Here is a 24,315-nt window from a genome sequence, read left to right as displayed (position 1 = left end):
GTCCTCGCTGGTCACTCCAGGTCCACGGTACTGTCGAACTCGGTGAACCGGTGTCGCGCGATCAGTTCGTCGATGACCGTCGCCTCGTCCTCGGTGACGAACATGTCGTGTTCCGGCGTCCCCATGTTCACGACCTCGTCACGGACGACGTACCCGCCGCGGCCGCTGGCGCTCCAGTCGTGGTAGTCGTCCAGTCCGTCGAGCGCGTGCGTGTGCCTGATGCGGATGTTGTCGCGCTTGTCGGACCGCTCCGTCTCGTAGGTGCTCAGGTAGCCGTTACCCGGCTGGGAGACGAGGCTCAGGTTGTCGAGGAAGACGCCGCCGACGAACGGGACCATCGCGAAGTCCCACGGATTGGCGTTGCCGACCTTGCTGGGGTGGTAGCCCTCTCTGTTCCCCTCGACGTAGACGCCGTTCTCGACGAGGCTCTCGTGGACATCCTCGAAGTACGGATCGCCGCTCTCGTCTTTTTCGAGCGCACGACTCAGGTACACGGGATAGACCCGATGGTTCATGTACACCCCGTCGTCGTCCCGTGACGCCTCGTTCGTCTCACCTTCGTTTTCGATCTGCCCGACGTTGAGGGGAAGCGACCCGCCGAGGTTCCCGACCTCCTCGGCCTGCTCGACCAGGTTGGTCTCGATCTTTTTGTTCTCCCTCTCGTAGAGGTTCGCTTCGACGATGTCGTCCGACGTGAGAAGCCGTCCTTTCTCCTCCGGGTCGAGTATCCGGTGGTACGCGTAGGACGCCTCGTCGGCGCCGTCGAACGACATCTCGATGTCGTCGGGGCCGGTCCCGTCCTCGGTGAAGTCCGACCCCTCGTTGCGGATGAGACCCCGGACGCGCTGGTACTGCTGTTCCTCGCTCTCCAGCTCTTCCAGCCGTTCCGTCCGGCGCTCGATCTCCGTTTCGACGGGCGCGACGAACGAGGTGTCGAACGCCTGGAAGACGATCCCGCTCGAGCTCACGTCGGGTCGCCCGCCGTCCCGGCAGAGCTCGTCGAGGATGGAGGCGGGGTGGGCCTCGGAGAGGTCGTCGGAGAGCTCCTTGCGGAGCTGGTCGGCGTAGAAGTCCTCGGACCGGCCGACCCCGGGGACCTCCACCGACTCGACGACCGACGAGTCGGCCGCCACCAGCCCTTCGAGGTCGAAGTTCGGCCGTTTGACCCCCCGGTCGAGTTCGTTGACGATGTCGTCGACCCGCTGGCGGCGTTCCTTGGTGAGCGCGCTGGCCCGGTTTTTGATGTTGTCCTCGTCGAGGAACTCGCAGTCGAACGACAGCGAGTCGAACTCCGACGGAACCCGGAACAGGTTCTGGTCGACGTTCTGGCGGGCCGCGTAGAACCTGTCCTCGAGCTCTTCCTCGGCGTCGGGGCCGAAGATGTCACCGAGCGCGTCGAGGAAGCCGCCCTCCTCGTCGGCCATCAACCAGACGCGTTTCATCTCCGCGAGCCCCTGCAGGGACGCGGTGATGGTGTCCTCGTCGACCGTTCTGTTCTCGAGACCGAGCGCCTCGAAGTCCTGATTGATCGCGTCGAACCCGGAGAAATCGAGCGGGTCGTCGGGGACCTGTTTCGGGTTGTGCGCGTTGTCGATCGTGTCCGTGGCGTCGATGATCTTGTCGTTCAGATCCGACAGTCGGTCTTCGAGACGCTGACGGCGCGTGTCGACGTCGATCAGATACGAGATGTCGTCCTCGACCGACGCCCGCCAGCCCTCGATCGCTTCGTCGCGCTCGTCTGCCAGCGCCTCGCGCAGTTCCTCCAGGTCCGCCATCTCCTCCTCGAGCCGGTCGATGTCCTCGACGACGCTCTGCCACTCGCTGTTGAGGTCGCCCGCGGCGGCGAACCCCTGATCCGCGTCGAGCGCGATCCGGAACCCCTCGCGTATCGGCTCGGACTCGATCACGTGGAGGGCCTTCAGGATCTCCGTGCGCCGCTTGATCGCCCGGAGCTCGTCGCGGAGCACTCTCGCGAGCTCCCGGTCTTTCTCCTCGCCGGCGTACAGCTCCTCGACCGGGTCGAGCAGGTCGACGCTGCTCGCCGCCGTCTCGACGACTTCCTCGCGCTGTTCCCGGGCGGACATATCGTCGGTGAGCCCGTTCTCGGCGTTGTCGATCGCGTCCCGGAGGTCGGACAGGAGGTCCTCGTGCGCCTGGTAGTCGAGGTCGTCGAACGCCTGGTCTTCGAGCAGCTGCTCGAACTCGTCCAGTCGGTCCCGCGCCCGGCGTGCCTCCTCACCGTCGAGGTTGTAGAGGTCGTGTGTCGCGTGGCCGTCCTGAGCGAGGCCGGCCTCGAGCTGTTCGCCGGCGGTGTCGAAGTTGTCGGTGATGGACTCGATGGCGGCGTCGTAGAGGTCCAGTTCCGTCTCGAGGGCGGCCTGTTTCTCCTTGCGGAACTCCTCGACGGCCTCCTTGGCCTCGGTGACGCCCTTCGCGTTGTACCGGAGGATCCGAGGTGAACACACCGTGAACGGCGCGTAGCTCGCCGGGCCGCGGTTGTCGTTGTTGTTGTTGAGCTTGTTTCGGTGGTTCGATTCGAGATTTCGGTGAGCGATCATCGCGTACCCCACCGCCTCCTCGAACAGGTCGTCGTCGCTCGACGGCCCGTAGGGCACCAAGACGACGTTCTGGAACGGGTCGCTCTGGGTGAGGCTCACGTACTCGATCTCCGAGAGCGCCGCGTGGGCGTTGGCCCGCGTGTCGTTCTCCTCGCGCGGCCCCGGGAGCACGCCGAACAGCTCGACGTCCGTGGCACCGTGGGTCTCGTTGATGCGCTTGGCGAGGTCGAGGAACATCCCCGATCCCGTTCCGCCGCCGAGCCCGACGACGATGTACACCTTGTTCGAGTTCCCCGCCTTGTTGACGACCCTCGAGAGCGGGTCCGTCCCCGTCCCCGCCTGACTCGCGTGGTACAGCGCCTTGCTCAGCGCCCGCCGCCTGATGACGCCCTCGCTGTAGTTCTCGTTCTCGTCGAGCAGCTCCGGGTTCTGGTCGAACCACCACGCCTTGAGGTTGGCCTCGGTCGCGATGTCCGCCACCGTCCCCGGGAACGTCAGGCCGTGCGCGCTCGTGTACCGCTGGTCGGTCTCCTCGATCGGGTTGATGTATTCGAGTTCCGTCGTCGCGTTGTTTCCGTACTCGCCGAGTTTCTTTTCGATCTCGTCGTTTATCGAGCTGATACGTTCGACGTCGTCGTCCTGCTCGGCCCCGGTCACCGTATCGATCACCACGGGGTCGATACTCGGGTTGCTGTCGGCCTCTCGCGGCTTCAGCGCGTCCTCGAGCACCCAGTCCTGTTCGAGGAGCGTGTAGACCACCTGTTTCCCGGCGTTCCCGATCCCGATAATCGTGTCCGGGACCGTCACCCGACTGTCGGCTTCTTGTGCCGCCATATGGCACTAACACTTGTAATTATCTTATAAATCAATTGTGGTGTACTCACCGATTGCGGACAGACGGCGGCGCCGTTCCTCCGGACGAACGGTCGGTACAGCCCGCCGGTCGGGGAGACACCTCAGGTTCCCGGATCGCACGGGCCTCGCCGTTCGATCCCTCCGGACGCCCGGACTGTCCGGAGTCGACGACTGTTCAGGATCCGGTGAGATCACCCGATCCGTCGGCAACATGGACTGTAATCGTAACCGTAATTACACGGAATCGACCATTAATGGTCCTATGGGCGTCCAAGATCGGGTCTCTTCCTTGCGAGATAGGAGCGTGTTCGTGTTATGGGACTGGGTGGAACTCATCGGCTACTTCCTCGCTTTCCTCGCTTCCGCCGTGTTCGTATCGAGGATGTTCATCCGCTGGTGGAACAAAGGCGGTGTCACGAAGGGAATTATCGCCGGTGTCTTTCCCGAGTTCGGCGTTCCCGCGGTCGTCGTCTACGTCGTGCTCGCGGGCTTTTTCGTCGGGCTGTTCGGGACGTTCCTCTTCGACTCGTACCGTCGCGGGAAGGGCGTGCTCGTCTTCCTGTTCGGGTTCTTCCCCGCGGCGGTCTTTCTCGCCGTCAACGGTGTCTTCCTCGATATGGTCGCCTCCCAGGCGAACGTACTCGCCTTCCTCGGTCTCGTCGCCTCCGTGGCCGCCGGCCTGTGGTACGGCGGAATGCGAAGCGAGGAGTGGACCGACCTGTTCGAGGGCAACCGGGTCGTCCTCGACGACGCCGTCAACCGCGTCTGGTGGGCGGTCGCGGCCGTGCTGGCCGTCGTGTTCGTGGAAGCGCACCTCCGCTACCGGAGCCCCATCCAGGTCGTCGACGGCGGGTTCGTCGCCCGGCAGGTGTACTTCTACGGGTTCGACCTCGCGGCGATCCTGCAGGACATCGCCGTCATCGGCGTGTTGCTCTTCTCGCTCAAGCAGTTCGCGAACTTCCAGGCCAACCAGAAGGTGATGATGATGGGCCCGGCACGGAGCGGAAAGACGGCCGCGTTCGGCGGCACGAAGGCCGCCGTCGAGGACGTCATCGACAGCGCGGCGATGAACGAGAACGCCGGAACGACCGTGTCGCCGATCAACCGGGCGCGTGACAGCATCAAGGACGGCCGCTGGCCGGACCCGAATGAGAAGGGGGATGACGATAAATTGCGATTCGCGTACAAGTACGCTCCGGGCCTGTTCCCGAAGCAATTCGAGTTCGAGACGTACGACTACCCCGGTGAGCGGTTGAACGACATCTGTCAGCACCTCCTCAGAGACGAGGAGTCGGCCGACGGGACTGACGGGGCCCGACGGGATACCGACTCGATATCCGTTCGGGATACCGATTCGGACGATGATGACTCCGAAGACACCCCGGAGGCGAATGCCGACGAAGCGGTGACGGACGGCGGGGCGATTCGGGGCACCTCGGGGGACGGGCTCGCCGAGCGGGTCGAAGACCAGATCGAACAGTCCGACACGCTCCTGTTCACGGTCCCGATGGACGACTTCCTCGCGCCGGTCGTGGAACGGGGGAATCATCGCGAGTACCTCGACCTCGAGTACATCGCTCCTCAGACTGATCGGCCGGACGAGCGATTCAGCGAAAGCGTCCCTAACGTCGTTGCCATCTCGAATATTGACGACGAGGTGCGAAACGAGATCGAGTGCATTCCGTCAGGGGCCGAGACGGGCTGGCTCCGGTGGGAACGGAGCGGCCGAATGTATCCGGAGTACCCACCGTCCCACCGGAGCGAAGACAAAGGATATCTGCAGTACTACCGCGACCTGGCTCGCACCTACAGCGACAAGCAGTGTTTCGTGGTTGCGACGAAGGCGGACTACGTCTGGAATGACTACCAGGAGGCGAGCGTCGAGGAGGACCAGAGCTTCCCCATCGCGGTCGACGACGAGTACGCCCCCTTCGCGGCACACATCACCCAAGAGGTACTGGAAGCCGACGCTGACGTCGTCAACGACTTACTCGATCACACGGAAAACGACGGGGCCGTCTGTCCGACGTGGTACTTCATCGAGACCGAACACCGCAACGACGCGGGCGAACTGCTGATCAAGACGCGCAACGTGCCGAAGACGATCTTCCAGGGGTCGATCCAGCTACTCAGACGGATCCACGGGTGATCCGATGCCGCTGAAACTCCATCCCGGCCCTACCGGCGAGGTTGTTCACACGACCGGTCAGCGAACAACCGAACAGATCGATACCTCCGTCGTCGACGACTTCAATGCGGGACTGCTGCTGGAGTACGACCCGTCTTCGGGGTATGTCTGGTCGTTCGTCAACGTATACCGGTCCGATCCCGAACAGTTCATCGCCACGTACGAGACCGATGGGTCGACAGGCCTCGACGAATTCCAGCAACGAGTGCGCGAGGCCGTCGAAGGCCGGGACTGGTCCATCAGAGAGGGCACCAGCGGCGGCCAGGTCGTCTTCGACAACCTCACGTCCGCGGACCCGACCGGTCCACCGATATCCGACGACCTGGCCGACGACCTGCTCGACCACTGCGGGACCCTCAGCTTCGCCGCCCCGGACGAGCTGACGGCGGTCCGTCTGTTCCGATACTTCTACGACCGCTACGGGGACGACCGGAGCTACGCGATCTGTCGGCAGCCGCCGTCGCAGTTCGACACCGACGCGGACATCTACATCGAGCCCAACGACCAGTTCGACGGCATCCGGCTGACCGGACAGGCGGCGGACGCCAGGCGGGACTGGAAGGTGGCCGATGCGACGGACGAGCTGTCGAAGTCGGTCGACGCGCTCGTCTCGGCGGCCGGCGAGAAACTGTCCGGGCACCGATCGGCCGCCGGAGTCGTGGCGGCCCTCGAACGCCAGGGGTTCGACGAGGCGTTCCCGGTGACCGTCCGCCAGAAAGTCGACCAGGGCGTGAACTGGGAGGGCGTCGCCAAGACGGGGCTGCTCGCGTTCGCCGTCGCGCTCGTCGCCGGTCTCGGCTACGCCACGTGGCGCGGTTCGTTCACCGAGCTGGCGTCGCTCGCGACCGACTCGATCACGTACACGTTCCCGCCCCACCTCCCGCCGGCCGTTCCCACGGTCGAGTTCACGGCGGCCAACTGGCAACTCGTCGGACCGCTGCTGGCGTTCCTGCTGGTTACCGTCGTGCTCAAGCGGCGGGTGAGAGTCCCCCTTCGGCGCGCGTTCTCGCGGCTCCGGTCGCTGCTCAGCCCGTCGCCGTTCCCGGAGGAACTTGACCGCCGGGCCGAACAGGTGGTCAGCGACGCCGAGTCCCTGGAGTCGCTGGCCCGGTCGACCGACGAACTCGTCGACCGGCTCTCCGACGGCTTCGCCGACCAGCGGGTCGAAGTGTCGACGACGGACCGGTCCTGGGTCTCGAAGCACTCGGCGACGCTTCTGGGAGTCGTCGCTGGCACCGCCGTCGCGGCCGTCCTGTTCGCCACCGCGTCGGCGATCACGGAACTGGTCGTCGACAACTGGAATCCCGTCGTCGATGGACTCGTCGTGGTCACCGCGGTGTGGGTCCTCGGCCACGTCGCCTACGGGGTCGGGACTCTCGCCGGCCGACTCTGGCCTTCGAGCTCGGTCCTGCGGCTTCCGCTTCGCCTCTTTACGCCCCCGTCGTCGACCGGCGGCTCGAAGGGCCAGCAGGCCGACCGCGATGTGCGCCTCGAGGAGATCAAGCGGTTGTACTCGAACACGATCCACCAGACGAAAGATACTCCCTCTCGGGAACAGGTCTGGAAGTACATCGACGACGAGGACGCGGAGATTCGGGAGGTCGCCGCGGAAGCCGCGAAGAAACTCGACGACGAGTCGTCCGAGGGCGTGTTCGACAAACCCCAGCGCCAGAAGTACAAGCAGATCCTCCGGAACAGGAACCAACAACGGGACCAGCGGAGCACTCGCGCCGACCCGGATACCTCCCAATCGAACCGGTCCCCGAACGACGAGCGGTCGCCGACCGAGTCCAGGGAAGACTCCGGCGGGAAACCGGCCGGTTCGAACGCGTCGGGGAACGCCCCGGAGCCGGCGTCGGAACTGGACCCCGTGACCGAGGGGCGGTCCTCGCAGGCACAGTCGAGCCAGCGGACGGAGTCGACGTCCGACGGGTCGGTCGCCGCGACGGCATCGGGTGGAGTGGCCGACAAGTCGACCACGCCTGCGCCCTCGGGATCGTCCGGGTCCGCACCGATGGTCCGGTACGACGCGCAGAACACGGGATCGACGTCCGACCCTGGACCGGCCAATCTCAAGCGACGCCACCGCGTGGACCTCTGCGATTCGGAGTTCGTCGGCCCACCGGTTTCCGACGGCAAGTTCGCCTGTGTTGCCGACAGAGACGGTGGTCTCTACGTCTATGACATCGAAACCCACGAGAAGGACTGGGAGACGCAGTTCTCCTCGGTCACCGCGTCGCCCTGTCTCCACGACGGGAACGTGTACGTCCCTGTCGGGAAGGGAGCGAAGACAGACCCACGACTCGTGGCCTACGACCTTCGGAGCGGGACCAGACAGGGACAGTTAACGGTGTCGGGGCGGATCGTCTCGTCGCCTGTTCCCACCGGAGAGTACATTTACCTCACCGATCGGAGCGGTCGGCTGTACGCCGCGTCCCTCGGGTTGGACCGATCGGAGTTCACCAAAAGGTTCAACGACATGCGACCCGGACGCCCAGTCGTCTACGAAGACAAGATCTATTTCGCGGACGCCAATCTGCTCGCGGTCGCGGCGTCGAGCGGACGACCGTTGCAGACAAACTGGCCACAGATCCATCCACCGGTTTCGGAGCCAGTCCTCCGGAACAAGAGGGTCTTTATCGCCGCTGCCAACGGTATCATGGACGTTCTCCACAGCGACCCGACCAGCAGTGATTCACGAGATGGGACCTTCGAGGACGAGGCCAGGCGATCGCACACCGTTCCGCCGATCGTCTCCCCCGAACGGATTGCTCTCTGTTACCACAAAGGCGAGATCGAGGTTTACACCACCAAGTCGGACCATCTCTGGTCGGTGAGTCTCGACTACTCGATCGCCGGGTCTCCGACTCTGACGTGGGACGGGCGCCTCTACGTCGCCGAGGAAAACGGCGCTATCCGCATCTTCTCGCCCGATGGCAACCAGTTAGACGTATGGGCACGGCCCAACGGTGTGGCTCACAGTCCGACAGTTGTCGGCGAGCGATTGCTCGTCGCGGATGCCGACGGACGACTCTACGTCCTCGAAGAGGGGTGACGGTCCGCCGCGGTTCGCGCAACGGGATCGCCGTACCGACGGCATCTCAGACCGAGTCCGCGCTACTCCCGTCCAGCGCCTCGGGTTCGTCGTGCTGGACGGACCAGCCCTGGTTGATCCCGCAGGCCTCGCGCTCGGTGTACTCGATCTCGGTGTCCGCGTCGACCCGCGAGCCGCCCTCGACCGCCTCGACCACGAGGGGCACGTCCATCTGGCTGCCACAGCAGCCCACGTCGGTGAACTCGTCCCACTCGTCGCCCTCGGCGGCCGCGTCGTGGACCTTGGTGAGGTAGTTCCTGTAATAGTCGGAGCGGATCCGGTTTCGGCCGTGCTGGCCGATGTCGGCCGGGAACGACACCACCACCCGGGTGGCGAGTGGCCCGGACGCCTCGTCGGGGGCCTGGCTGCTCATAGGTCCCGGTTCGAGCGCGAGCGGTATGGAGTTTCCGGGGGCGTGCGTCGCCGGCGGGCCAACCCGGATCAGAGGCTGTACGTCTCGCCGTCGACGGCCAGCGGCTCCTCGAACGCCCGGTCGGCGTCGAGGAAATGGGAGACGTGGACCACCCGCGTCTCCGCGGCGTCGAGATCCTCGCCAAGTGCGACGGCGCCCTCGACGGTCATGTGTTTCGTCCCGAACGTGCGGGCGCGGCCCTCGTCGTCGAAGTGGTTGCCGCCCGCCGGGTGGTGCTCGCACAGGTCGGCGGTCACGATGCCGTCGGCGAGTAGCAGGTCCGGGTCGTCGAGGACCGCCCTGGCGTCCGCGCCGACCCCGTAGGTCGTATCGCCGGAGATCGAGAGTTTCGCGCCGGTCTCGGGGTCCTCGATAGCGAGGCCGTAGCAGACCAGCGGCGGGTGGTCGACGGGGACGAGCGTCACCTCGAACCCGCAGGTCTCGAACGGTTCGAACGGCGTCTCGGCGAGGACTTCGACCTGGTCGAGGTAGTCGTAGCGCCGCCGGACCGTCTCGGCGACGCTCTCGCCGGTCTCGGGGTCGCGCTCGTCGGCGGCGTGGACGGGCAGGCGGTCGAACAGCCGGTAGGCGTGGCCGAGGCCGTCGAGGTGGTCGAAGTGGATGTGGGTGATCACGGCGGCGTCGGGCAGCCCCACGTCGTGGCCGAGGAACTGGTGGCGGAAGTCCGGGCTCGTGTCGACCAGCAGCGACTCGCCGGTGCGCTCGTTGCGGACGTGCACGGAGAACCGCGAGCGCTCGACGCCGCGGTCGACCGCCCGCCGGCAGGTCTCGCAGTCGCAACCGGGCGTCGGCGTCCCCGTCGTGTCGCCGGTCCCGAGGAGGGTAACTTCCATCGCCCGACCAAAGGACGCCCCGCCTCTAAAGGCCGTGGGCGCCGGCGATTGTCGTCGGTTCGTTCTAGCGGTGAGAGGAGCTACCGGCGATGAGTGCCCAAAGCCCTCGCCGCGCTCGCTAGCTGTATCGGTGGCCGCAGAGGACGGCAAGCGCTGAAAGCCCTCGCCGCGCTCGCGGTCGCTGTCTCCGAAAATCGGAGATTTTCGGGATCGGGCGAGAGCACAGCTCTCGCAGACCTCGCGAATCTTCGATTCGCTCAGTGACGAGAGAGCTTCGCTCTCTCGAACCAAGCGGGATATCCGCGCTCTCCACACCGCCCGCTCACGGCACAGCCGTTCGCTTCGAGGCGCACAGCGCCTCGCACCGCGCGGATAGTGGCCCGCTCAGGCGACTATCGGCGCGAGCGCGCCTCGCCCTTTCAGTCCACCAGGACAGCACGGCGACCGCCGGTAGCGAGCGCGACGGAGCGCGCTCGCGAGTGTGCCGCCACTCCTCCCCGGTCGCGCCGCGGACGCGGCGCGACACGCTTCCTGACCGCATACAGTCGGTCGCCAGCGGCGGTCCCGTCGGCCGTCGCCGGTGGTACCGCGCTCCGCCGGTCAGACGTCGTCGAGGAAGCTCCGGAGCCGTTCGGTCGCGAACGCGCGGCGGTCGCGGAAGACGCAGTGGCCGGCGTCGTCGACGTGCAGCAGGCGCCCGTCGGGGAGCAGGTCGACGGCCTCGCGGTCGCGCTCGCGAGCCGCCTCGTCCACGTCGGCGCGGACGACCAGCGTCGGTGCCTCGATGTCGGGGAAGGCGTCCTCGGGGTCGACCCAGCCGCTGGTGAACACCTCGGTGATGTTCGGGCTGACTCGCAGGCGGGCGTCGGCGAGCAGGCTCGCCAGTTCCTCGTCGCCGTCGGCGACGTGGCCGGCGAGTTCGTCGTCGGCCTCCAGCAGTTCGGCCTTGGTGTGGTCCTGCCACCACAGGACCCGCTGGCGGATCCCCTCGACCTCCGCCTCGTCCATGCGCTCGTCGCCGCGATTCTCGGCGTTGTGGCCCAGCAGACACGCGGGGTCGACCGCGACGACGGCCCGCGGCCAGCCGGGGTGGTTGGCGGCGGCCGCGAGCACGGTGTCGCCGCCCATCGAGTGGCCGAAGAGGATCGGGTCGGCGACGCCGAGCCCTTCGAGCAGGCCGATCAGGTCGGCCGCCCGCGTGTCGGCGTCGTAGCCCGATTCGGGCGCCGACGACTGGCCGTGGCCGCGGGCGTCGTAGACGATCACGTCGTAGTCGTCGGCCAGGTCGCGGGCGAGCGGGAGTCGACAGCGTCCGTCGTCGAAGACGCCGTGGGCGACCACCAGCGGCGGCCCGTCGCCGCCGCTGCGGTCGTAGTGCAGTCTGACTCCCTCGGCGACCGCCACGTGGCCCGCCGTCCAGTCGGCCGGCGGGCGCGTCTCGACCGGCATGGACCCACCTACGCGGATCGGCCCCAAATACGTGCGGACACCGGAACCGCGGACCGGTGGTCCTGTGGACCGCGCTCGTTCTGTCGCCGCGGGGGCGACGCGAGGAAAAGGCACATGGGCCCTCGGTCCGGAGTGGTGGGTATGTCAGAGCGGACGGACGAGCGGGTCGAGGACCTCGACGGCGACCTCGGCGACCCCGACGACGGCGACGTGGGGTTCAGCGACGACGAACTCGGGGTCGACGTGGACGCGCTGACCGGCGACCTCGACGGCGGGGGCGGCTCGACCGCGACCGCCGACGCCGGGAGCGAAGCGAGCGCAGGGTCCGAGGCCGACTCGGGGCCGAGCCTGCGCTCGCGGCTGACGCCCTCCATCGACCGGCCGAGCCTCGGGATCAACGTCCCGTCGGCCCGCTCGTTCCTGCTCGCCGCGGTGGTCGTGGTCGGCGGGATGTTCGCCGGCAGCGCCGTCCCGCTGATCGGGTCGGTCACGGGCCTTATCGGCCTCTTCCTCGGCGCGTTCCTGCTGGGCGCCGCCAGCGGCACCCGGCGGTACGTCCCCGTGGCGGTCGCCGGCGCGGCCGCCGCCGTCTTCGCGACGATGATGCAGGGGGTGCTGACGCTGACGTTCGTCGAGAGCGTCGGCCTGGCGCCGACCGCCGCGCTCGGCGCGACCACCGGGGTCGTCGTGGCCGTCCTCGGCCACTACTTCGGCCGGGACCTGCGCGACGGGCTGACCCGCGAGATTTAACTCCCCGGGCCGACAGGTCCGCTCGATGTCGACAGACGACGCCGCCGGGACGACCGACGGCGACGGCCCCGTCGACGTGCTCCGCTACGAGACCGAGGAGGGGCCGGTCTATCGCGCGGCGCCGGCCGGCGACGGCGAGGCGATCGTCGCGGCTCACGAGCGGGAACTGCGCAAGCGCCGGGTCGGTCGCCTGCTGGCCACCGGAAGTGTCGTGGTCGCGGTCGTGGTTACCGGCGCGATCATGGAGTCGGTGGCGGTAACGGTCGCTGGCCTGTTGTTTGTCGCTGTCGTGCACGTTTCGAAAGACGACGCCGACGAGGCGGTCCCGGAGCTCGTCGAGCGCAACCAGTTCAGACGCGACGCCGAGCGGGCCTACGACCTCGAAGACGGCTGAGCGGCCGCCGCCGGCCCGGCTCGCGCCCGTTCAGTCCGGCAGCGTCCACTCGTCGCCCTCGCGCTCGGCGACGCCCTCGTCGGCGAGCCGTTCGAGCGCCTCCTCGACGACCTCCGGGGGCGCCTCGACGCGGCGGCTCACCTCCTCGACGGTGCCCGACCGAGTGGCGAGCGCCGAGACCACGTCGCCGAGCAGGCGCGCGTCCTCGCCCTCGAACTGGTCGGTCAGCTGCTCCATCACCTCCGAGAGGCGGCCGTGGACCCACCGCTGGGCCAGCGACAGCTCCCGGTCCAGGTCCTGCAGGCGGTCCAGTTCCGCGGCCAGATCGCCGGCGTCGGAACCGGCCTCGACCTCGGCGTCGATGGAGACGTGCCGGCAGGTGGTCACGTCGATTGAGCTGCCGGGGTAGCCGCTCTTGGTGCCGAACGTGTAGGGCGAGACGGTCACCTCCAGCCGGAGATTCCGGGCGATGCGGAAGTACTTGCGGCGCTGGTCGTCGACGCTGCTCTCGACGAGGCCCGCCTCGTCGAGCCGTTCGAGGTGGTCGATGACCGCCTTCGGGCTCACGCCGATATACTCGCTGATCTCCGTGACGTAACAGGGCTTGTGCGCGAGCAACCGGAGGATCCGCCGACGGTTGGCGTTGCCCAGCAGGTCGAGCAGTTCGGCGGAGTCCATTCACCTGAGGTTCGCGGTCGAGCCCTAAAAGCGTGTCCCCGCCGTCCCGACGCCGTCCGGGGGCCACCGGCCTGGTTCCGGTTACGGGGTCGGACCGGCATCGGTCCCCAGTCGCGGGAACGCGCGAGCGGCGAGGGCCACGGCGAGGACGGACGTGGCGACGCTCCCGGCGACGAGGACGAGCCCGGGCTCGTAGCGCAGCGGCGGGTGGAGGCCGAAGCCGTAGTCGACCAGGTCGTTGCCCAGCGCGAGCGCGAGCGCGAGGCCGAGCGCGCCCGGCGTCGTCCGCCCGAAGTGCGGCAGGAGGTACGCCTCCGGGACGAACAGGAGGTGCGTGACCAGCACGCCGAAGTACCGCCAGATGTCGGGGTAGTAGAGCCCGAAGTGGAGGTTCAGCGCCAGCGCCGTCCACAGCCCCGTCTCGACGAGCCAGACGAACGTGACGGTGTAGAGGTAGGCGAGCACGAGGTTGGCGGGCGCGGCGTCCAGCCGGCGGCCGAGATTGGGGAGCAGCGTCGCCAGCGCCAGCGCCATCAGCAGCGTCGCGACCGGCGAGTCCATGTACACCGGCCACGCCAGCGTGTCGACGCTCGCCAGCGCGGGCTCCTCGACGCTGAGATAGAAGAAGAAGCCGACGAACACGCCCGCGACGTTGGCGAATATCAGCCACACGAGGCTGGGCGCGTTCTCCAGGTAGTAGCGCGCCCACCGCCGCGGGATGACGGCGTGACGGCCGGTCGCTTCCCCGCCTGACCGCTCGCCGCCCGCCCGCTCGTCGTCCGCTCGCCCGTCGTCGGCCGGCGACTCGTCCATGGTCGACCCGGAGTCCCCCGGCCACAAAGCGGTACCGAAGCCGCGGGCGCGGGGGAGTCGGTCCCCACCGGAACCACCTGACTGCGGTCGGGTCGTGCGGTCTGAAAGCGCGCCGTGATAAGGCTACCGGGGAAGACTTATGCGTTACCATGGTTGTTATCCACTCGCACGGCAATGTTCGAACAGTTCTCCAGCGGCTACTACCTGGGTCGGCTCTACGTCGAGCCCAGCGACGGCGACGCGGCGGCCATCGCCGCCGCCCAGCACGAGCGGGTCAACGAGCAGCTGTACGCGGACGAGGGGATCTCGCGGACGGACCTCCCCCTGGTCATGAAACTGGAGAACACACACTTCACCGTCTACGGCGACGAGAGCGTCCCGGCGGACACCATCGCGGTCCCGGAGTCGCTCGTCGCGGAGACGAACGTCCGCAACCCGCCCTCGCTGCGCGAGGTGTTCCTCGCCAAGGCCGAACGCGCCAAACAGCTCCTCGCGGTCGCCGCCGGCACCCCGACCAGCGAGGCGGCCATCGAGGAAGCCGTCCCGGACCACCCCTTCGACGGCGAGTTCGGCGGTCCCACCGGGATCTGAACGGCGAGCGGGAGCGGTAGGGCTGACCCGCACCGGAGTGCGCGTTCGTACCGGGGACGGTCACGACCCGACACCGTTTACCGGCTCTGTACCCAGCAGACGCCCATGGAAGTCGCGCTCGTCACGGTCGGGGACGAACTGCTCGCGGGGGACACGGAGAACACGAACGCGACGTGGCTGGCCCGCCAGCTCACCGAGCGGGGCGCGACTGTCGCGCGGATGCTCACGATCCCGGACGACCGCGCGGTGATCGCCCGCTGGGTCGGCGACTTCTCCGAGGAGTTCGACGCCGTGGTCGTTACCGGCGGGCTGGGCGACACGCCCGACGACGTGACGGTCGAGGCCGTCGCCGACGCCTTCGGTCGCGACCTGGACGTCCAGCCCGAGGTGCGCGACCGCGTCGCCGAGAAGGCCCGCCGCTACCGCGAGGAGAACCCCGAGTACTACGAGGAGCACGATTTCGACCTGGACTTCGACGAGACGGCGGCGCTGCCGGCGGGCGCCCGCCCGATCCAGACCGCGGAGAGTTTTAATCCGGGCTGTGTCGTCGAGAACGTCTACGTCTTCCCCGGGTTCCCGGGAGAGCTGAAGGTGATGTTCGACACAGTCGCCGACGAGTTCGGCGGCGACGCCGTCTCCGCGTCGGTCGCCACCTCGACCCCGGAGGGCGCGCTGCGGCACGTCCTCGACGGCGTCCGCGACCGGTTCGACGTGGCCGTCGGCAGCTACCCCGCCCGCCGCGGGAAGCCCGGCCGGGTGAAGGTGACCGGCACCGACCCCGGCGAGGTCGAGCGAGCCATCGAGTGGGTCGACGAGCAGGTCGCCGACCCCGGGTCCGACCCGGAATCCGACGAGTGAGAGAGACGAGCGAAGGTGACGAGCGAGGAAAGGTGGAAGGGCGCTATGCGCCGTCCCACTCGTCGGCGAGCAGGCCGTACTCGACGCGGTCGACGCGCTCGCCGTCGACGGAAGCGCCGGCGGCGCTTCCGTCTGCTCGTTGCGTCTCTGACGCAACGGTGCCGACGAAGTAGTACCCGCGGCGGCGCCCCTCCTCGACGAAGCCGAGCCGGTCGAGCAGCGCCGCCGACCGGTCGTTGGTCGCCAGCCGCCCGGCGTTCAGCCGGTCGAGCCGCCGCTCGTCGAAGGCGTGGCCGACCAGCAGCGACAGCCCCTCGGTCGCGTACCCCTCGCCCTCCGCGTCGGGAGCGAGCCACGCGCCGACCTCCGCGCGCCCCGAGTCCGTGTCGACGTCGAACAGCGCGCAGAAGCCCAGGCGGGCGGAGTCGTCCCCGTCGGCGTTCCCGCCGTCGTCGCAGATCAGGAGGGTGACGCTCGTGTCGCTCTCGACGTACTCCTCGCGGGTCGCCCCGCGGTTCTGGGGGTGGACGCGCGGCATCGACCGCCGGACTGCGGGGTCGTTGTGGTTGCGCTGGAGGAACTCGAGATCCTCGTCCTCGGGCGGTCGGAGCGCGACGCGGTCGCCCCGCAGGAAGACCGGTCCGGGCATCAGTCCCCGTCCCCGCTCCGGTCGACGAGGTGCGCCGGGCGCTCCCACTCGTCGGCGACGAGGCCGTAGAGGACGGCGTCGACGTACTCCCCGTCGACGTAGAAGGTGTCCCGGCGGCGGCCCTCGCGCTCGAAGCCGACCGTCTCCAGGACCGCTCGCGACCCGTCGTTGAACGCCAGCACGCGGGCGTCGACCTTGTGGAGGCGCCGCTCGGCGAAGCAGTAGTCGACGAGCAGTTCGGCCGCGGCGGTCGCGTAGCCGTTCCCCTGGTGGGCGGGCGCGATCCAGTAGCCGATCTCGACGTTCCCGCGCTGCGGTTCGAGGTCGAACAGGAACGCCTCGCCGACGCGGTCGCCGTCGGCACGGACGAGGAAGATCTCCCTGTCGTCTGCATCGGTGAACTCCTCGACGTACCCGGCGACGCCGTCGTCGTCGAGGGCCGTCGCCGCCCCGAAGCCGGCTCTGATCTCGGGGCGGTTCAGGTTTCGCTTGAGGAAGTCGTGGTCGCTCTCCTCGACCGGACAGAGCGCGACGCAGTCGCCGCGGCGGAAGACGGGACCGGGCATACGCGGCGGGTCGCGCGGCCGGGGCGAAAGCGTTGCGGTGGCGTGGGACCGCGTGCCGCTCAGAAGAAGTCCAGCAGACCGAGCGAGACGGCGTAGTGGTAGGCGAGCGCGAGCCAGGCCTCGAAGACGATGGTGCCGGCCGCCGAGAGGAACGCGAACTCGCGGGTGTCGATCTCGGCGACGCCGGCGGGGACGGTCAACATGCCGCGGGTAAAGAGGAGGGCGTTGCTGACGGGGACGGCCCACTTGCCCCAGCGGTCGAACCACCGGTCGAAGCGGTCGAGTCTGGACTCGTCGATGCGGAACCACGGCTTCTGCAGCAGCCACTCGCGGCCGCCGCGCTTGGCGAGCAGGAACAGGCAGACCTGCCCCAGCGTCGCGCCGACGGTCGCGACGAGGAAGATGAGCGCGATGGTCGCCCACTCGTAGCCCGACGGCTCCGTGGCGAGGAACTCGATGGCCCCGGGGACGAGCGCCTCGCTGGGGGCGAAATAGAGGAGCATCGCGCCCTCGAGGACGAAGATGGGGAGCAAGGCGGGCAGGCCGTAGGTGTCGATGATCCGCTGGGCGAACTGCTCGTCGCCGAAGACGAACAGGACGGCGCCCGCGCCCGCGAGCAGGAAGAAGACGCCGGCGACGACGATCAACCCGTAGTCCTCGGCGAACCCGCGCAGCCGGGCCCGACGGGTCGAGTCCAGTGATCCCATTCACCGGAACGGTCGGGGCGTATCGGGCAAATGTCTTCCGCTCGGGGGCGAGGCGACCGCCCGCGGAACCGCGCCCGCCCTCCACCGGGCGGTGTCTCCGCCCGCGAGCGGCGGCGCCCGGCCGCTACGCTGATAACCCCGAGACGACGAATGCGGGTATGGACCTGCCACGCCGACCCCGGCGACTCCGGAGCGACGGCGTCCGACCTCTGGTGCGGGAGACGGACCTCTCGGCGTCGGACCTGATCGCGCCCGTGTTCGTCGACGCGACGACCGACGAACGCCGCCCGATCGGGTCGATGCCCGGGCACACGCGCGTGCCCGTCGACCAGGCGGTCGAGCGCGTCCGCGAGGTGCGCGAGACGGGCGTCGAGGCCGTCATGGTGTTCGGAATTCCGGAGTCGAAAGACGCCGAGGGCTCGCGCGCCTGGGCCGACGACGGCGTCGTCCAGCGCGCGGTCGGGCGGATCACCGAGGAGACCGACGCCTACGTGATCACCGACGTGTGCCTCTGCGAGTACACGGAACACGGCCACTGCGGCGTGCTGGAGGAGGGGGCGCGCGATGACCCGCACATGACCGTCGACAACGACCGCACGCTCGAACTGCTGGCCGAGACCGCCGCCTCCCACGCCGAGGCGGGGGCGGACATGGTCGCGCCCTCCAGCATGACCGACGGGATGGTCGGGGCCATCCGCGCGGAACTGGACGAGCGGGGCTTCGAGTCGCTGCCGGTCATGAGCTACGCGGCGAAGTACGAGTCGGCCTTCTACGGGCCCTTCCGCGACGCCGCCGACGGCGCGCCCGCCTTCGGCGACCGCCGCCACTACCAGATGGACCCCGCCAATCGCCGCGAGGCGGCCCGCGAGGTCCGGCTCGACGTCGAGGAGGGCGCCGACGTGCTGATGGTCAAACCGGCGCTGCCGTATCTGGACGTGGTCGCGGACGTGCGCGAGAGCTTCGACCACCCAGTCGCCGCGTATAATGTCTCCGGGGAGTACGCGATGCTCCACGCCGCCGCCGAGAAGGGGTGGCTCGACCTGGAGGCGGTCGCCCACGAGTCGCTGCTGTCGATCAAGCGTGCGGGCGCGGACCTGATCCTCACCTACTTCGCCGAGGACGTGGCCGAGCGGCTGTAGGCGACCGCCACTCGGTGCGGACGTTCCGAGAGCGTCGCTCGACGCGCCGCGGGTCGAGCGTCCCGCACCCGCGCGGAGCTGTCGCTCCGTAACACATTCGTCGGTGGGGACCGACCGCTCGCGTGTGTGCACCGCCAGCAGGTCCTCGTGATCGCCGTCGCCGCGGCCGCCCTCCTCTCGTTCGGTGTCGCGGCGGACGGACTCGGCACGGATCCCCCGGAAGTCGGACAGACGCCCGAGGAGACCGGCGACGAGGAGTCGATCCGGGACCTCCCGGAACTGTGGGAGTTCCCCGCGTGTGACCCCTGCGAGGTCGACACCCGCCCCGTAGTCGCGAGCGCCGCCGACAGGCTGCCGCCGGTCGTGCTCGCCGGCCTCGCCGCGTTCGCCGCGCTCGCAGTCGGCGGCGCCTATCTGAGCGCCGGCGGCGGCGACGAGACGCTCGGCGCCGACTCCAGCGGGGACGAGCAGTCGGTCGACATCACCCCCCGCGGGCCGCCGGTCGAGTCCCCGGTCGAACCGCCCGCGCCGCCGCCCTCGAACGAGGTGTACCGCGCCTGGCGCGACCTGGCAGAGCGCGTCGGCCCCGACCAGGCGCGGACGCCCGCCGAGCACGCCGCCGCCGCCCGGGAGCGAGGCCTCGACGCCGACGCCGTCGGGACGCTGACGGCGCTGTTCCGGCGGGTGCGCTACGGCGGCGAGCAACCGACCGACGACCTGGAGCGGCGCGCCAGGGAGGCGCGGGACGCGCTGGAGCGGCGGGGCGACGGGCGCGGCGGGACAGCCCGCGACGGGCCAGACCGGGGGCCGGACGGCGACGCGGGAGGCGACCGCTGATGCGTCCGCTCGCGCTCGCCCTGGGAGTCGCGAGCCTGGTCGCCGGCCTGGCGCTGGCGGCGACCGGGGCCGCCGGCGGGCTGGTCACGCGCGTCGGGTTCGTCCTCGCGGCGCTGGCCGCGGGCGTCGGCGCGCTCCTCGCGCTGCTCGTCCGCTCGGTCGAAGGCCCCGAGACCACGTCGCTCGGGCGACCGCCCGAACGGCCCGGCGTCAGGCGGCCCGGCGACCGACTCGACCGGAAACTCGCGGCCGCCGAACGCGGCGAGACGCTGGCGCGGGACGACCTCCGCGAGCGCGCCGAGGAGGGAGCCGTCGACGCGCTCGTCCGCCACTCGGACCGTGACCGCGCGGCCGCCCGGGACCTGCTGCGGCGCGGCGAGTGGCCCGACGACGCGGTCGCGGCGGCGCTGTTCGCCGACCGGCGGTCCCGCCCCTCGCTGCGCGACCGCGTACGCGTGTTCCTCGGCGGCGAGTCGACGTTCAGACAGCGGTTCGCGCGGGCCACCGCGGCGCTGTGGGAGCGGTACCGATGACCGACGTAGTCGAACTCGACGAGCGGCCGACGAACCGCTGGACCGGGCTGGCGGGCGGCGTGCTCGTCGCGACCGCCGCGGGTGCGCTCACCCGGACGCCGACGCTCCTCCTGCTCGCGGCGTTCGGGACGGCGCTGCTGGCGTACGCTCGCCTCGTGGCGCCGCCGGCGCCCACACTGGCCGTCGAGCGTGACATCGTGCCGACCGACCCCGGCGCCGGGGAGCCAGTCACGGTGTCGCTGACGGTGCGCAACGAGGGCGAGCGGACGCTGCCGGACGTGCGCGTGGTCGACGGCCTCCCGCCGACGATGCGGGTCGTCGACGGCGAGGCGCGGGCGGGAGTCGCGCTCCGGCCGGGCGCCTCGCGGACGCTCGTCTACGAGGCGAGCGCGAGCGCCGGCGTCCACCGCTTCGAGTCGGTGACCGTCGCGCTGCGCGACGCCGCCGGCCTCGCCGAGCGCCGGGTCGAGGCCGACCCCGCGACGGACACCGTCACCTGGACCGAGGACCTGCCGGCGGCCGACCTCCCGGTCGAGCCACAGACCGGGTACCCCGGGCGGACGCCGGCCGACGAGGGCGGGGCCGGCGTCGCCTTCCACTCCGTGCGGGAACACCGACGGGGTGATCCGCTGGGCCGCGTCGACTGGCGCCGGTTCGCACGTACCGGCGAGTTCGCGACCGTCCGGTACCGCCGGCGCGAGGCCGCCGCCGTCGTCGTCGTGGTCGACACCCGCTACGAGGCCGCACTCGCGCCGTCCGAATCGGCCGACACCGCCATCGAGCGGGCGACGAGCGCAGCCGCGGCGCTGGTCGAGGGACTCCACGACAGCGGCCATCAGGTCGGGGTGGCGGCGCTGCCGGCGACGGCCTGCTGGCTCCCGCCCGCGGGCGGCCGGACCCACCGCGAGCGGGCACAGCGCCTGCTCGCCGAGGACGACGCGTTCGCGGCGAGCGGCGCGCCCGCCAGCGCCGGGGAGTCGCCGGGCGACCGGCTGCTGACCGAACTGTCCACGTCGACCCACGTCGTCTTCCTGACGCCGCTGTGTGACGACGGAGGGTTCCGGCTGGCCCGCCGGCTGGCCGCCCGCGGCAACCCGACGACGGTCCTGAGTCCGGACCCGACGGTCGCCGACACGCCGGGCCACCGCCTGGTCGCGACCGAGCGCCGGGAGCGGCTCGCCCGCCTGCGCGACGCCGGCGTGGCCACCTACGACTGGGCCGCTGGGACGCCGCTGCACGCGCTCCTGGCCGAGCGGCGGGAGGTGCGCCGATGAGCGGGCGGCCCGCCGGGCTGCTCACCGGGAGCGTCGGCGTCGGCTGTGGCCTGGTCGCGTTCGCGCTCGCGGCGGTCGGGACGCCCACCGTCGCCGCGGGATCGGTCGGCGTCCTCGCGCTGGCGGCGGGCCACGTCCGCCGCTCCCGGCGGCTGGCCGACGCCGGCGCGGCCGCGCTGTTCGTCCAGCTGGTCGTCGCGACGGTCGGCGGGCTCGGCCCGACGACGGCGCTGGCCGCCGCCGTCGCGCTCGTCCTCGCCTGGACGTTCGCCCACAGCGCCGTCGACCTGCGGGCGACGCTGGGGACGGCACCGAGCGGCGACCTGGAACTGGCACATCTCGCCGGAACCACCGGGATCGCGCTCGTCGCCGCCGTCGCCGCCGTCCTGACCTTCGGCGTCAGTCTCGGCGACCTCCCGCCGGCGGTGGCGCTGGCCGTCCTCTTCGGTGCCATCGGCCTGACAGCCGCGCTCCGGCGCTGACCCGCCCGCCCGACTACCCACACCGCCCGCCGCGCGCAAGCGGATCGGGCCGGATCGAGCCCGGATCGGGCCGATCCCGGTCGACGAACGTCAAATAATCCCTGGCGAATCGTCCACCTATCTGGACGAACGACAACCTTATATCGATAATATCCTGGTATACTTCTGACGCGCGTCTCATTATACCACGGAGATTGGGATATTTTCAAGCATACCCTTATGTAGTAGGATTCCATGAGGCTGAACCGAGATGTACACTACGAACGTGGCGATAACGGGTGAGAAGGTAGACGAATACCAAGGAATCTTGCGTCGTCGTGGAACGGAGGTGGCGGCCTGATGTCGGCGCTGTTGGCGCCGGCGGCGGACGCGATCCTGCAGCTGGACCCGGGGACGGTCGCCGACGGGGTGAACAACGTCTGGATCCTCGTGGTCTGTTTCCTGATCTTCTTCATGCAGCCCGGGTTCGCGCTGCTGGAGAGCGGCCAGGTCCGGGCGAAGAACGTCGGGAACGTCCTGATGAAGAACATGACCGACTGGGTGCTGGGCGTGCTGGTGTTTTTCGTCGTCGGGTCGGCGTTCAGCGCGCTCGTCGGGCAACTGACGACGCCCGGCGTGGCCTTCGACCTCGCCGGCGCGTGGGGGTACGTCAACGACCCGACCCAGTACATCGGGTGGTTCTTCGGCGCAGTGTTCGCGATGACCGCGGCGACCATCGTCTCCGGGGCCGTGGCCGAGCGGATGAACTTCCGCGCGTACGTCTTCGTCGCCGCGGCGATGACGGCGGTGGTCTACCCGGCGATGCCGGGCATCGCCTGGGGCGGCACCGGGCTGCTCTCCGCCGACGGGTACCTCGGCCAGGCGATCGGCGCCGGCTACCTCGACTTCGCGGGCGCGACCATCGTCCACATGTGCGGCGGCCTCGCCGGGCTCGTGGGCGCGAAGATGGTCGGCCCCCGCTCGGGCCGCTACGACTCGAGCGGGAACAGCCAGCCCATCCCCGGTCACTCGATGCTGCTGGCCGTCCTGGGCACGCTGTTCCTCGCGTTCGGCTGGTACGGGTTCAACGTCGGCACGCAGGCGACCGTCCTCTCGGCCACCGAGTCGGGGGTCGCCTTCCAGGGCGCCGCGCTCGGCCAGGTCGTCCTGAACACGACGCTCGGCATGGGCGCCGGCGGCGTCGCGGCCATGGTCGTCTCCTCGGTCTGGCAGGGCAAGCCCGACCCGCTGTGGGCGGCCAACGGGCTGCTCGCCGGCCTCGTCGCCGTCACCGGTGCGGTCCCCCACGTCACGTGGTGGGGCGGCGCCGTCCTCGGCGCTCTCGCCGGCGCGCTCGTGCTGCCGACCTTCCGCTGGGTCGTCGACTCGCTGAAGATCGACGACGTCTGCGGCGTCTTCGCCGTCCACGGAATGGCCGGCGCGGTCGGCACGGTCCTGATCCCGCTGTTCGGCGTCACCGCCTCCGGGGGCTACACGTTCCTCGGCGTGAACCAGCTGGTCATGCAGGTCGCCGGCGTCCTCGTCGTCGGCGTCTGGACGGTCCTCGCCGCCGGCGTCGCGTTCAAGGTCGCCGACCTCCTCTTCGGCCTGCGCGTCTCGGAGGCGGAGGAAGAGGCCGGACTCGACGAGAGCGAACACGGCGTCTCGGTCTACCCCGAGTTCACCGCCGGCGGCAGCCGCGACAGCCCCGCCGTGAGCGCGGACGGCGGCTCGGAGCTCCGCACCGACGGCGGGGCCCAGGGGGGTGTCTCCGATGAGTGACGAGGAGATCAAGATGGTCGTCGCGGTCGTCCGCCCGGACAAGCTCGGCGACGTGAAGCAGGCGCTGGCCGAGGCCGGAGCCCCCTCACTGACGGTCACGAACGTCTCCGGTCGCGGCTCCCAGCCCGCCAAGACGGGCCAGTGGCGCGGCGAGGAGTACGTCGTCGACCTCCACCAGAAGGTGAAAATCGAGTGCGTCGTCTCGGAGATCCCCGCCCAGGACGTGGTCGACGCCATCGCCGACGCCGCCCAGACGGGCGAGCCCGGCGACGGCAAGATCTTCGTCCTCCCCGTGGAGGACGCCGTCCAGGTCCGGACCGGCGAGTCGGGACCAGAGGCCGTCTGAGATTCGATGTCGGTCGACCTGGACGACACCGACCGGCGGATCGTCGACGCCCTGCTCGACAGCGGGCGCGCGAGCGCCAGCGAACTCGCCGAACGGGCGGAGGTCGCCACCGCGACCGCCACGAAACGGCTCCAGCGCCTCGAGGAGGACGGCGTCATCGACGGGTTCCAGCCCGAGGTCGACTACGGTGCCTTCGGCTACGAGGTGACGGCGGTCTTCCGCCTGGACGTGGACGGCGCCGGGCTGGAGACGGTCGTCGCCGACCTCCGCGACGCCGGCAACATGATCGGCGTCTACGAGGTCACCGGGAGTGACGACGTGGTCGCCATCGGGAAGTTCCAGGACACGGAAGCCCTGAACGCCCGGATCAAGTCGGTGCTCACCCACCCCGAGGTGCGCTCGGCCCGGACGAGCATCGTCCTCGACACCGTCTGCGAGTACGACCGCCTCCCCGTCGACGCCGACGAGTAGCGGTCGCCCCGGGAGATTTCAACTCCGACGCTCGATCACTTTCTCGCCCTCCGCGG

General features: G+C 69.6%; 23 protein-coding genes. 14 read left to right on the top strand and 9 right to left on the bottom strand.

Annotation, left to right across the window (positions count from 1 at the left end):
• Nucleotides 1-11: 11 nt before the first annotated feature.
• On the bottom strand, nt 12-3,392 hold the full coding sequence (locus tag ACMGFG_RS18600; protein WP_436931811.1) for a tubulin-like doman-containing protein: 3,381 nt from the start codon (nt 3,390-3,392) through the stop codon (nt 12-14).
• A 325-nt stretch (nt 3,393-3,717) separates the two neighbouring features.
• On the opposite strand from ACMGFG_RS18600, the gene ACMGFG_RS18595 reads away from it, so the two are divergent.
• Both ACMGFG_RS18595 and ACMGFG_RS18590 read left to right on the top strand, forming a co-directional pair.
• Nucleotides 3,718-5,562: a hypothetical protein gene (locus tag ACMGFG_RS18595; protein ID WP_436931810.1), complete on the top strand. Its 1,845-nt coding sequence runs from the start codon at nt 3,718-3,720 to the stop codon at nt 5,560-5,562.
• Between the two features lie 4 nt (nt 5,563-5,566).
• Nucleotides 5,567-8,656: an outer membrane protein assembly factor BamB family protein gene (locus ACMGFG_RS18590; RefSeq protein ID WP_436931809.1), complete on the top strand. Its 3,090-nt coding sequence runs from the start codon at nt 5,567-5,569 to the stop codon at nt 8,654-8,656.
• Between the two features lie 46 nt (nt 8,657-8,702).
• On the opposite strand, the gene ACMGFG_RS18585 is transcribed toward ACMGFG_RS18590, so the two are convergent.
• The 3 genes from ACMGFG_RS18585 to ACMGFG_RS18575 form a co-directional block, all read right to left on the bottom strand.
• Complete coding sequence (locus ACMGFG_RS18585) at nt 8,703-9,068, bottom strand: DUF7968 family protein (RefSeq protein ID WP_436931808.1); 366 nt, start codon at nt 9,066-9,068, stop codon at nt 8,703-8,705.
• Nucleotides 9,069-9,136: 68 nt separating this feature from the next.
• Nucleotides 9,137-9,961: an MBL fold metallo-hydrolase gene (locus ACMGFG_RS18580; RefSeq protein ID WP_436931807.1), complete on the bottom strand. Its 825-nt coding sequence runs from the start codon at nt 9,959-9,961 to the stop codon at nt 9,137-9,139.
• Nucleotides 9,962-10,561: 600 nt separating this feature from the next.
• Nucleotides 10,562-11,410, bottom strand: coding sequence for an alpha/beta fold hydrolase (locus ACMGFG_RS18575; RefSeq protein WP_436931806.1), 849 nt, complete (start codon nt 11,408-11,410; stop codon nt 10,562-10,564).
• Nucleotides 11,411-11,551: 141 nt separating this feature from the next.
• Here ACMGFG_RS18575 and ACMGFG_RS18570 point away from each other — a divergent pair, with 141 nt between their 5' ends.
• Complete coding sequence (locus tag ACMGFG_RS18570) at nt 11,552-12,160, top strand: DUF8526 domain-containing protein (RefSeq protein ID WP_436931805.1); 609 nt, start codon at nt 11,552-11,554, stop codon at nt 12,158-12,160.
• 25 nt (nt 12,161-12,185) lie between these two features.
• Entirely contained in the window at nt 12,186-12,554 is a 369-nt protein-coding gene (locus ACMGFG_RS18565; RefSeq protein ID WP_436931804.1) for a hypothetical protein, read from the top strand.
• 30 nt (nt 12,555-12,584) lie between these two features.
• Here the strand turns inward: ACMGFG_RS18565 and ACMGFG_RS18560 are convergent, their stop codons facing one another.
• Nucleotides 12,585-13,232, bottom strand: coding sequence for an ArsR/SmtB family transcription factor (locus tag ACMGFG_RS18560; protein ID WP_436931803.1), 648 nt, complete (start codon nt 13,230-13,232; stop codon nt 12,585-12,587).
• Nucleotides 13,233-13,313: 81 nt separating this feature from the next.
• The gene (locus tag ACMGFG_RS18555) at nt 13,314-14,045 is read right to left on the bottom strand and encodes a DUF1405 domain-containing protein (protein ID WP_436931802.1); all 732 of its coding nucleotides are present in this window, start codon (nt 14,043-14,045) and stop codon (nt 13,314-13,316) included.
• 174 nt (nt 14,046-14,219) lie between these two features.
• Between ACMGFG_RS18555 and ACMGFG_RS18550 the strand changes: the two genes are divergently transcribed.
• Together ACMGFG_RS18550 and ACMGFG_RS18545 are read left to right on the top strand one after the other, a co-directional pair.
• Nucleotides 14,220-14,636, top strand: a complete 417-nt coding sequence (locus ACMGFG_RS18550) for a DUF5802 family protein (protein ID WP_436931801.1) — start codon at nt 14,220-14,222, stop codon at nt 14,634-14,636.
• Between the two features lie 105 nt (nt 14,637-14,741).
• Nucleotides 14,742-15,494 carry a competence/damage-inducible protein A gene (locus tag ACMGFG_RS18545; protein WP_436931800.1) on the top strand — a complete coding sequence of 251 codons (753 nt, stop codon included), beginning with the start codon at nt 14,742-14,744 and terminating at the stop codon, nt 15,492-15,494.
• A gap of 43 nt (nt 15,495-15,537) precedes the next feature.
• Here the strand turns inward: ACMGFG_RS18545 and ACMGFG_RS18540 are convergent, their stop codons facing one another.
• From ACMGFG_RS18540 to ACMGFG_RS18530, 3 genes are read right to left on the bottom strand one after another with little or no spacing between them, the layout of a single operon-like run.
• Nucleotides 15,538-16,143, bottom strand: a complete 606-nt coding sequence (locus ACMGFG_RS18540; protein WP_436931799.1) for a GNAT family N-acetyltransferase — start codon at nt 16,141-16,143, stop codon at nt 15,538-15,540.
• The gene (locus ACMGFG_RS18535) at nt 16,143-16,709 is read right to left on the bottom strand and encodes a GNAT family N-acetyltransferase (protein WP_436931798.1); all 567 of its coding nucleotides are present in this window, start codon (nt 16,707-16,709) and stop codon (nt 16,143-16,145) included. Before ACMGFG_RS18535 ends, ACMGFG_RS18540 begins: the two co-directional genes overlap by 1 nt.
• A gap of 59 nt (nt 16,710-16,768) precedes the next feature.
• Nucleotides 16,769-17,416, bottom strand: coding sequence for a DedA family protein (locus tag ACMGFG_RS18530; RefSeq protein ID WP_436931797.1), 648 nt, complete (start codon nt 17,414-17,416; stop codon nt 16,769-16,771).
• A 158-nt stretch (nt 17,417-17,574) separates the two neighbouring features.
• Here ACMGFG_RS18530 and hemB point away from each other — a divergent pair, with 158 nt between their 5' ends.
• From hemB to ACMGFG_RS18490, 8 genes are all read left to right on the top strand, one after another.
• Nucleotides 17,575-18,555, top strand: a complete 981-nt coding sequence (hemB, locus tag ACMGFG_RS18525) for a porphobilinogen synthase (RefSeq protein WP_436931796.1) — start codon at nt 17,575-17,577, stop codon at nt 18,553-18,555.
• 126 nt (nt 18,556-18,681) lie between these two features.
• Nucleotides 18,682-19,392: a DUF4129 domain-containing protein gene (locus ACMGFG_RS18520; protein ID WP_436931795.1), complete on the top strand. Its 711-nt coding sequence runs from the start codon at nt 18,682-18,684 to the stop codon at nt 19,390-19,392.
• Nucleotides 19,392-19,925, top strand: coding sequence for a DUF7269 family protein (locus ACMGFG_RS18515; protein ID WP_436931794.1), 534 nt, complete (start codon nt 19,392-19,394; stop codon nt 19,923-19,925). Before ACMGFG_RS18520 ends, ACMGFG_RS18515 begins: the two co-directional genes overlap by 1 nt.
• The gene (locus ACMGFG_RS18510) at nt 19,922-21,199 is read left to right on the top strand and encodes a DUF58 domain-containing protein (RefSeq protein ID WP_436931793.1); all 1,278 of its coding nucleotides are present in this window, start codon (nt 19,922-19,924) and stop codon (nt 21,197-21,199) included. The genes ACMGFG_RS18515 and ACMGFG_RS18510 overlap by 4 nt, the downstream gene beginning before the upstream one ends.
• Complete coding sequence (locus ACMGFG_RS18505) at nt 21,196-21,681, top strand: DUF7519 family protein (protein WP_436931792.1); 486 nt, start codon at nt 21,196-21,198, stop codon at nt 21,679-21,681. Before ACMGFG_RS18510 ends, ACMGFG_RS18505 begins: the two co-directional genes overlap by 4 nt.
• 339 nt (nt 21,682-22,020) lie before the next feature.
• Nucleotides 22,021-23,442 (top strand): ammonium transporter, encoded by a 1,422-nt coding sequence (locus ACMGFG_RS18500; RefSeq protein ID WP_436931791.1) that lies wholly within the window; start codon nt 22,021-22,023, stop codon nt 23,440-23,442.
• The gene (gene glnK1 / locus ACMGFG_RS18495) at nt 23,435-23,788 is read left to right on the top strand and encodes a nitrogen regulatory protein GlnK1 (RefSeq protein WP_436931790.1); all 354 of its coding nucleotides are present in this window, start codon (nt 23,435-23,437) and stop codon (nt 23,786-23,788) included. Before ACMGFG_RS18500 ends, glnK1 begins: the two co-directional genes overlap by 8 nt.
• 6 nt (nt 23,789-23,794) lie before the next feature.
• Entirely contained in the window at nt 23,795-24,259 is a 465-nt protein-coding gene (locus ACMGFG_RS18490; RefSeq protein WP_436931789.1) for an Lrp/AsnC ligand binding domain-containing protein, read from the top strand.
• The last annotated feature ends 56 nt before the right edge of the window (nt 24,260-24,315 follow it).

Source organism: Halosimplex halobium, assembly GCF_051414055.1.
Lineage (GTDB): Archaea > Halobacteriota > Halobacteria > Halobacteriales > Haloarculaceae > Halosimplex > Halosimplex halobium.
Note: the sequence above shows the minus strand (reverse complement) of the source record. Positions and strands in the feature narration are given on the sequence as shown.

What these genes read in the sequence shown, in the direction of transcription:
- ACMGFG_RS18560 (WP_436931803.1), bottom strand. Translation starts at nt 13,232, where the DNA reads ATGGACTCCGCCGAACTGCTCGACCTGCTGGGCAACGCCAACCGTCGG.
- ACMGFG_RS18550 (WP_436931801.1), top strand. Translation starts at nt 14,220, where the DNA reads ATGTTCGAACAGTTCTCCAGCGGCTACTACCTGGGTCGGCTCTACGTC.
- ACMGFG_RS18590 (WP_436931809.1), top strand. Translation starts at nt 5,567, where the DNA reads ATGCCGCTGAAACTCCATCCCGGCCCTACCGGCGAGGTTGTTCACACG.
- ACMGFG_RS18575 (WP_436931806.1), bottom strand. Translation starts at nt 11,410, where the DNA reads ATGCCGGTCGAGACGCGCCCGCCGGCCGACTGGACGGCGGGCCACGTG.
- ACMGFG_RS18510 (WP_436931793.1), top strand. Translation starts at nt 19,922, where the DNA reads ATGACCGACGTAGTCGAACTCGACGAGCGGCCGACGAACCGCTGGACC.
- hemB (WP_436931796.1), top strand. Translation starts at nt 17,575, where the DNA reads ATGGACCTGCCACGCCGACCCCGGCGACTCCGGAGCGACGGCGTCCGA.
- ACMGFG_RS18535 (WP_436931798.1), bottom strand. Translation starts at nt 16,709, where the DNA reads ATGCCCGGTCCCGTCTTCCGCCGCGGCGACTGCGTCGCGCTCTGTCCG.
- ACMGFG_RS18565 (WP_436931804.1), top strand. Translation starts at nt 12,186, where the DNA reads ATGTCGACAGACGACGCCGCCGGGACGACCGACGGCGACGGCCCCGTC.
- ACMGFG_RS18580 (WP_436931807.1), bottom strand. Translation starts at nt 9,961, where the DNA reads ATGGAAGTTACCCTCCTCGGGACCGGCGACACGACGGGGACGCCGACG.
- ACMGFG_RS18530 (WP_436931797.1), bottom strand. Translation starts at nt 17,416, where the DNA reads ATGGGATCACTGGACTCGACCCGTCGGGCCCGGCTGCGCGGGTTCGCC.
- ACMGFG_RS18600 (WP_436931811.1), bottom strand. Translation starts at nt 3,392, where the DNA reads ATGGCGGCACAAGAAGCCGACAGTCGGGTGACGGTCCCGGACACGATT.
- ACMGFG_RS18545 (WP_436931800.1), top strand. Translation starts at nt 14,742, where the DNA reads ATGGAAGTCGCGCTCGTCACGGTCGGGGACGAACTGCTCGCGGGGGAC.
- ACMGFG_RS18540 (WP_436931799.1), bottom strand. Translation starts at nt 16,143, where the DNA reads ATGCCCGGACCGGTCTTCCTGCGGGGCGACCGCGTCGCGCTCCGACCG.
- ACMGFG_RS18515 (WP_436931794.1), top strand. Translation starts at nt 19,392, where the DNA reads ATGCGTCCGCTCGCGCTCGCCCTGGGAGTCGCGAGCCTGGTCGCCGGC.
- ACMGFG_RS18500 (WP_436931791.1), top strand. Translation starts at nt 22,021, where the DNA reads ATGTCGGCGCTGTTGGCGCCGGCGGCGGACGCGATCCTGCAGCTGGAC.
- ACMGFG_RS18570 (WP_436931805.1), top strand. Translation starts at nt 11,552, where the DNA reads ATGTCAGAGCGGACGGACGAGCGGGTCGAGGACCTCGACGGCGACCTC.
- ACMGFG_RS18505 (WP_436931792.1), top strand. Translation starts at nt 21,196, where the DNA reads ATGAGCGGGCGGCCCGCCGGGCTGCTCACCGGGAGCGTCGGCGTCGGC.
- ACMGFG_RS18585 (WP_436931808.1), bottom strand. Translation starts at nt 9,068, where the DNA reads ATGAGCAGCCAGGCCCCCGACGAGGCGTCCGGGCCACTCGCCACCCGG.
- glnK1 (WP_436931790.1), top strand. Translation starts at nt 23,435, where the DNA reads ATGAGTGACGAGGAGATCAAGATGGTCGTCGCGGTCGTCCGCCCGGAC.
- ACMGFG_RS18490 (WP_436931789.1), top strand. Translation starts at nt 23,795, where the DNA reads ATGTCGGTCGACCTGGACGACACCGACCGGCGGATCGTCGACGCCCTG.
- ACMGFG_RS18555 (WP_436931802.1), bottom strand. Translation starts at nt 14,045, where the DNA reads ATGGACGAGTCGCCGGCCGACGACGGGCGAGCGGACGACGAGCGGGCG.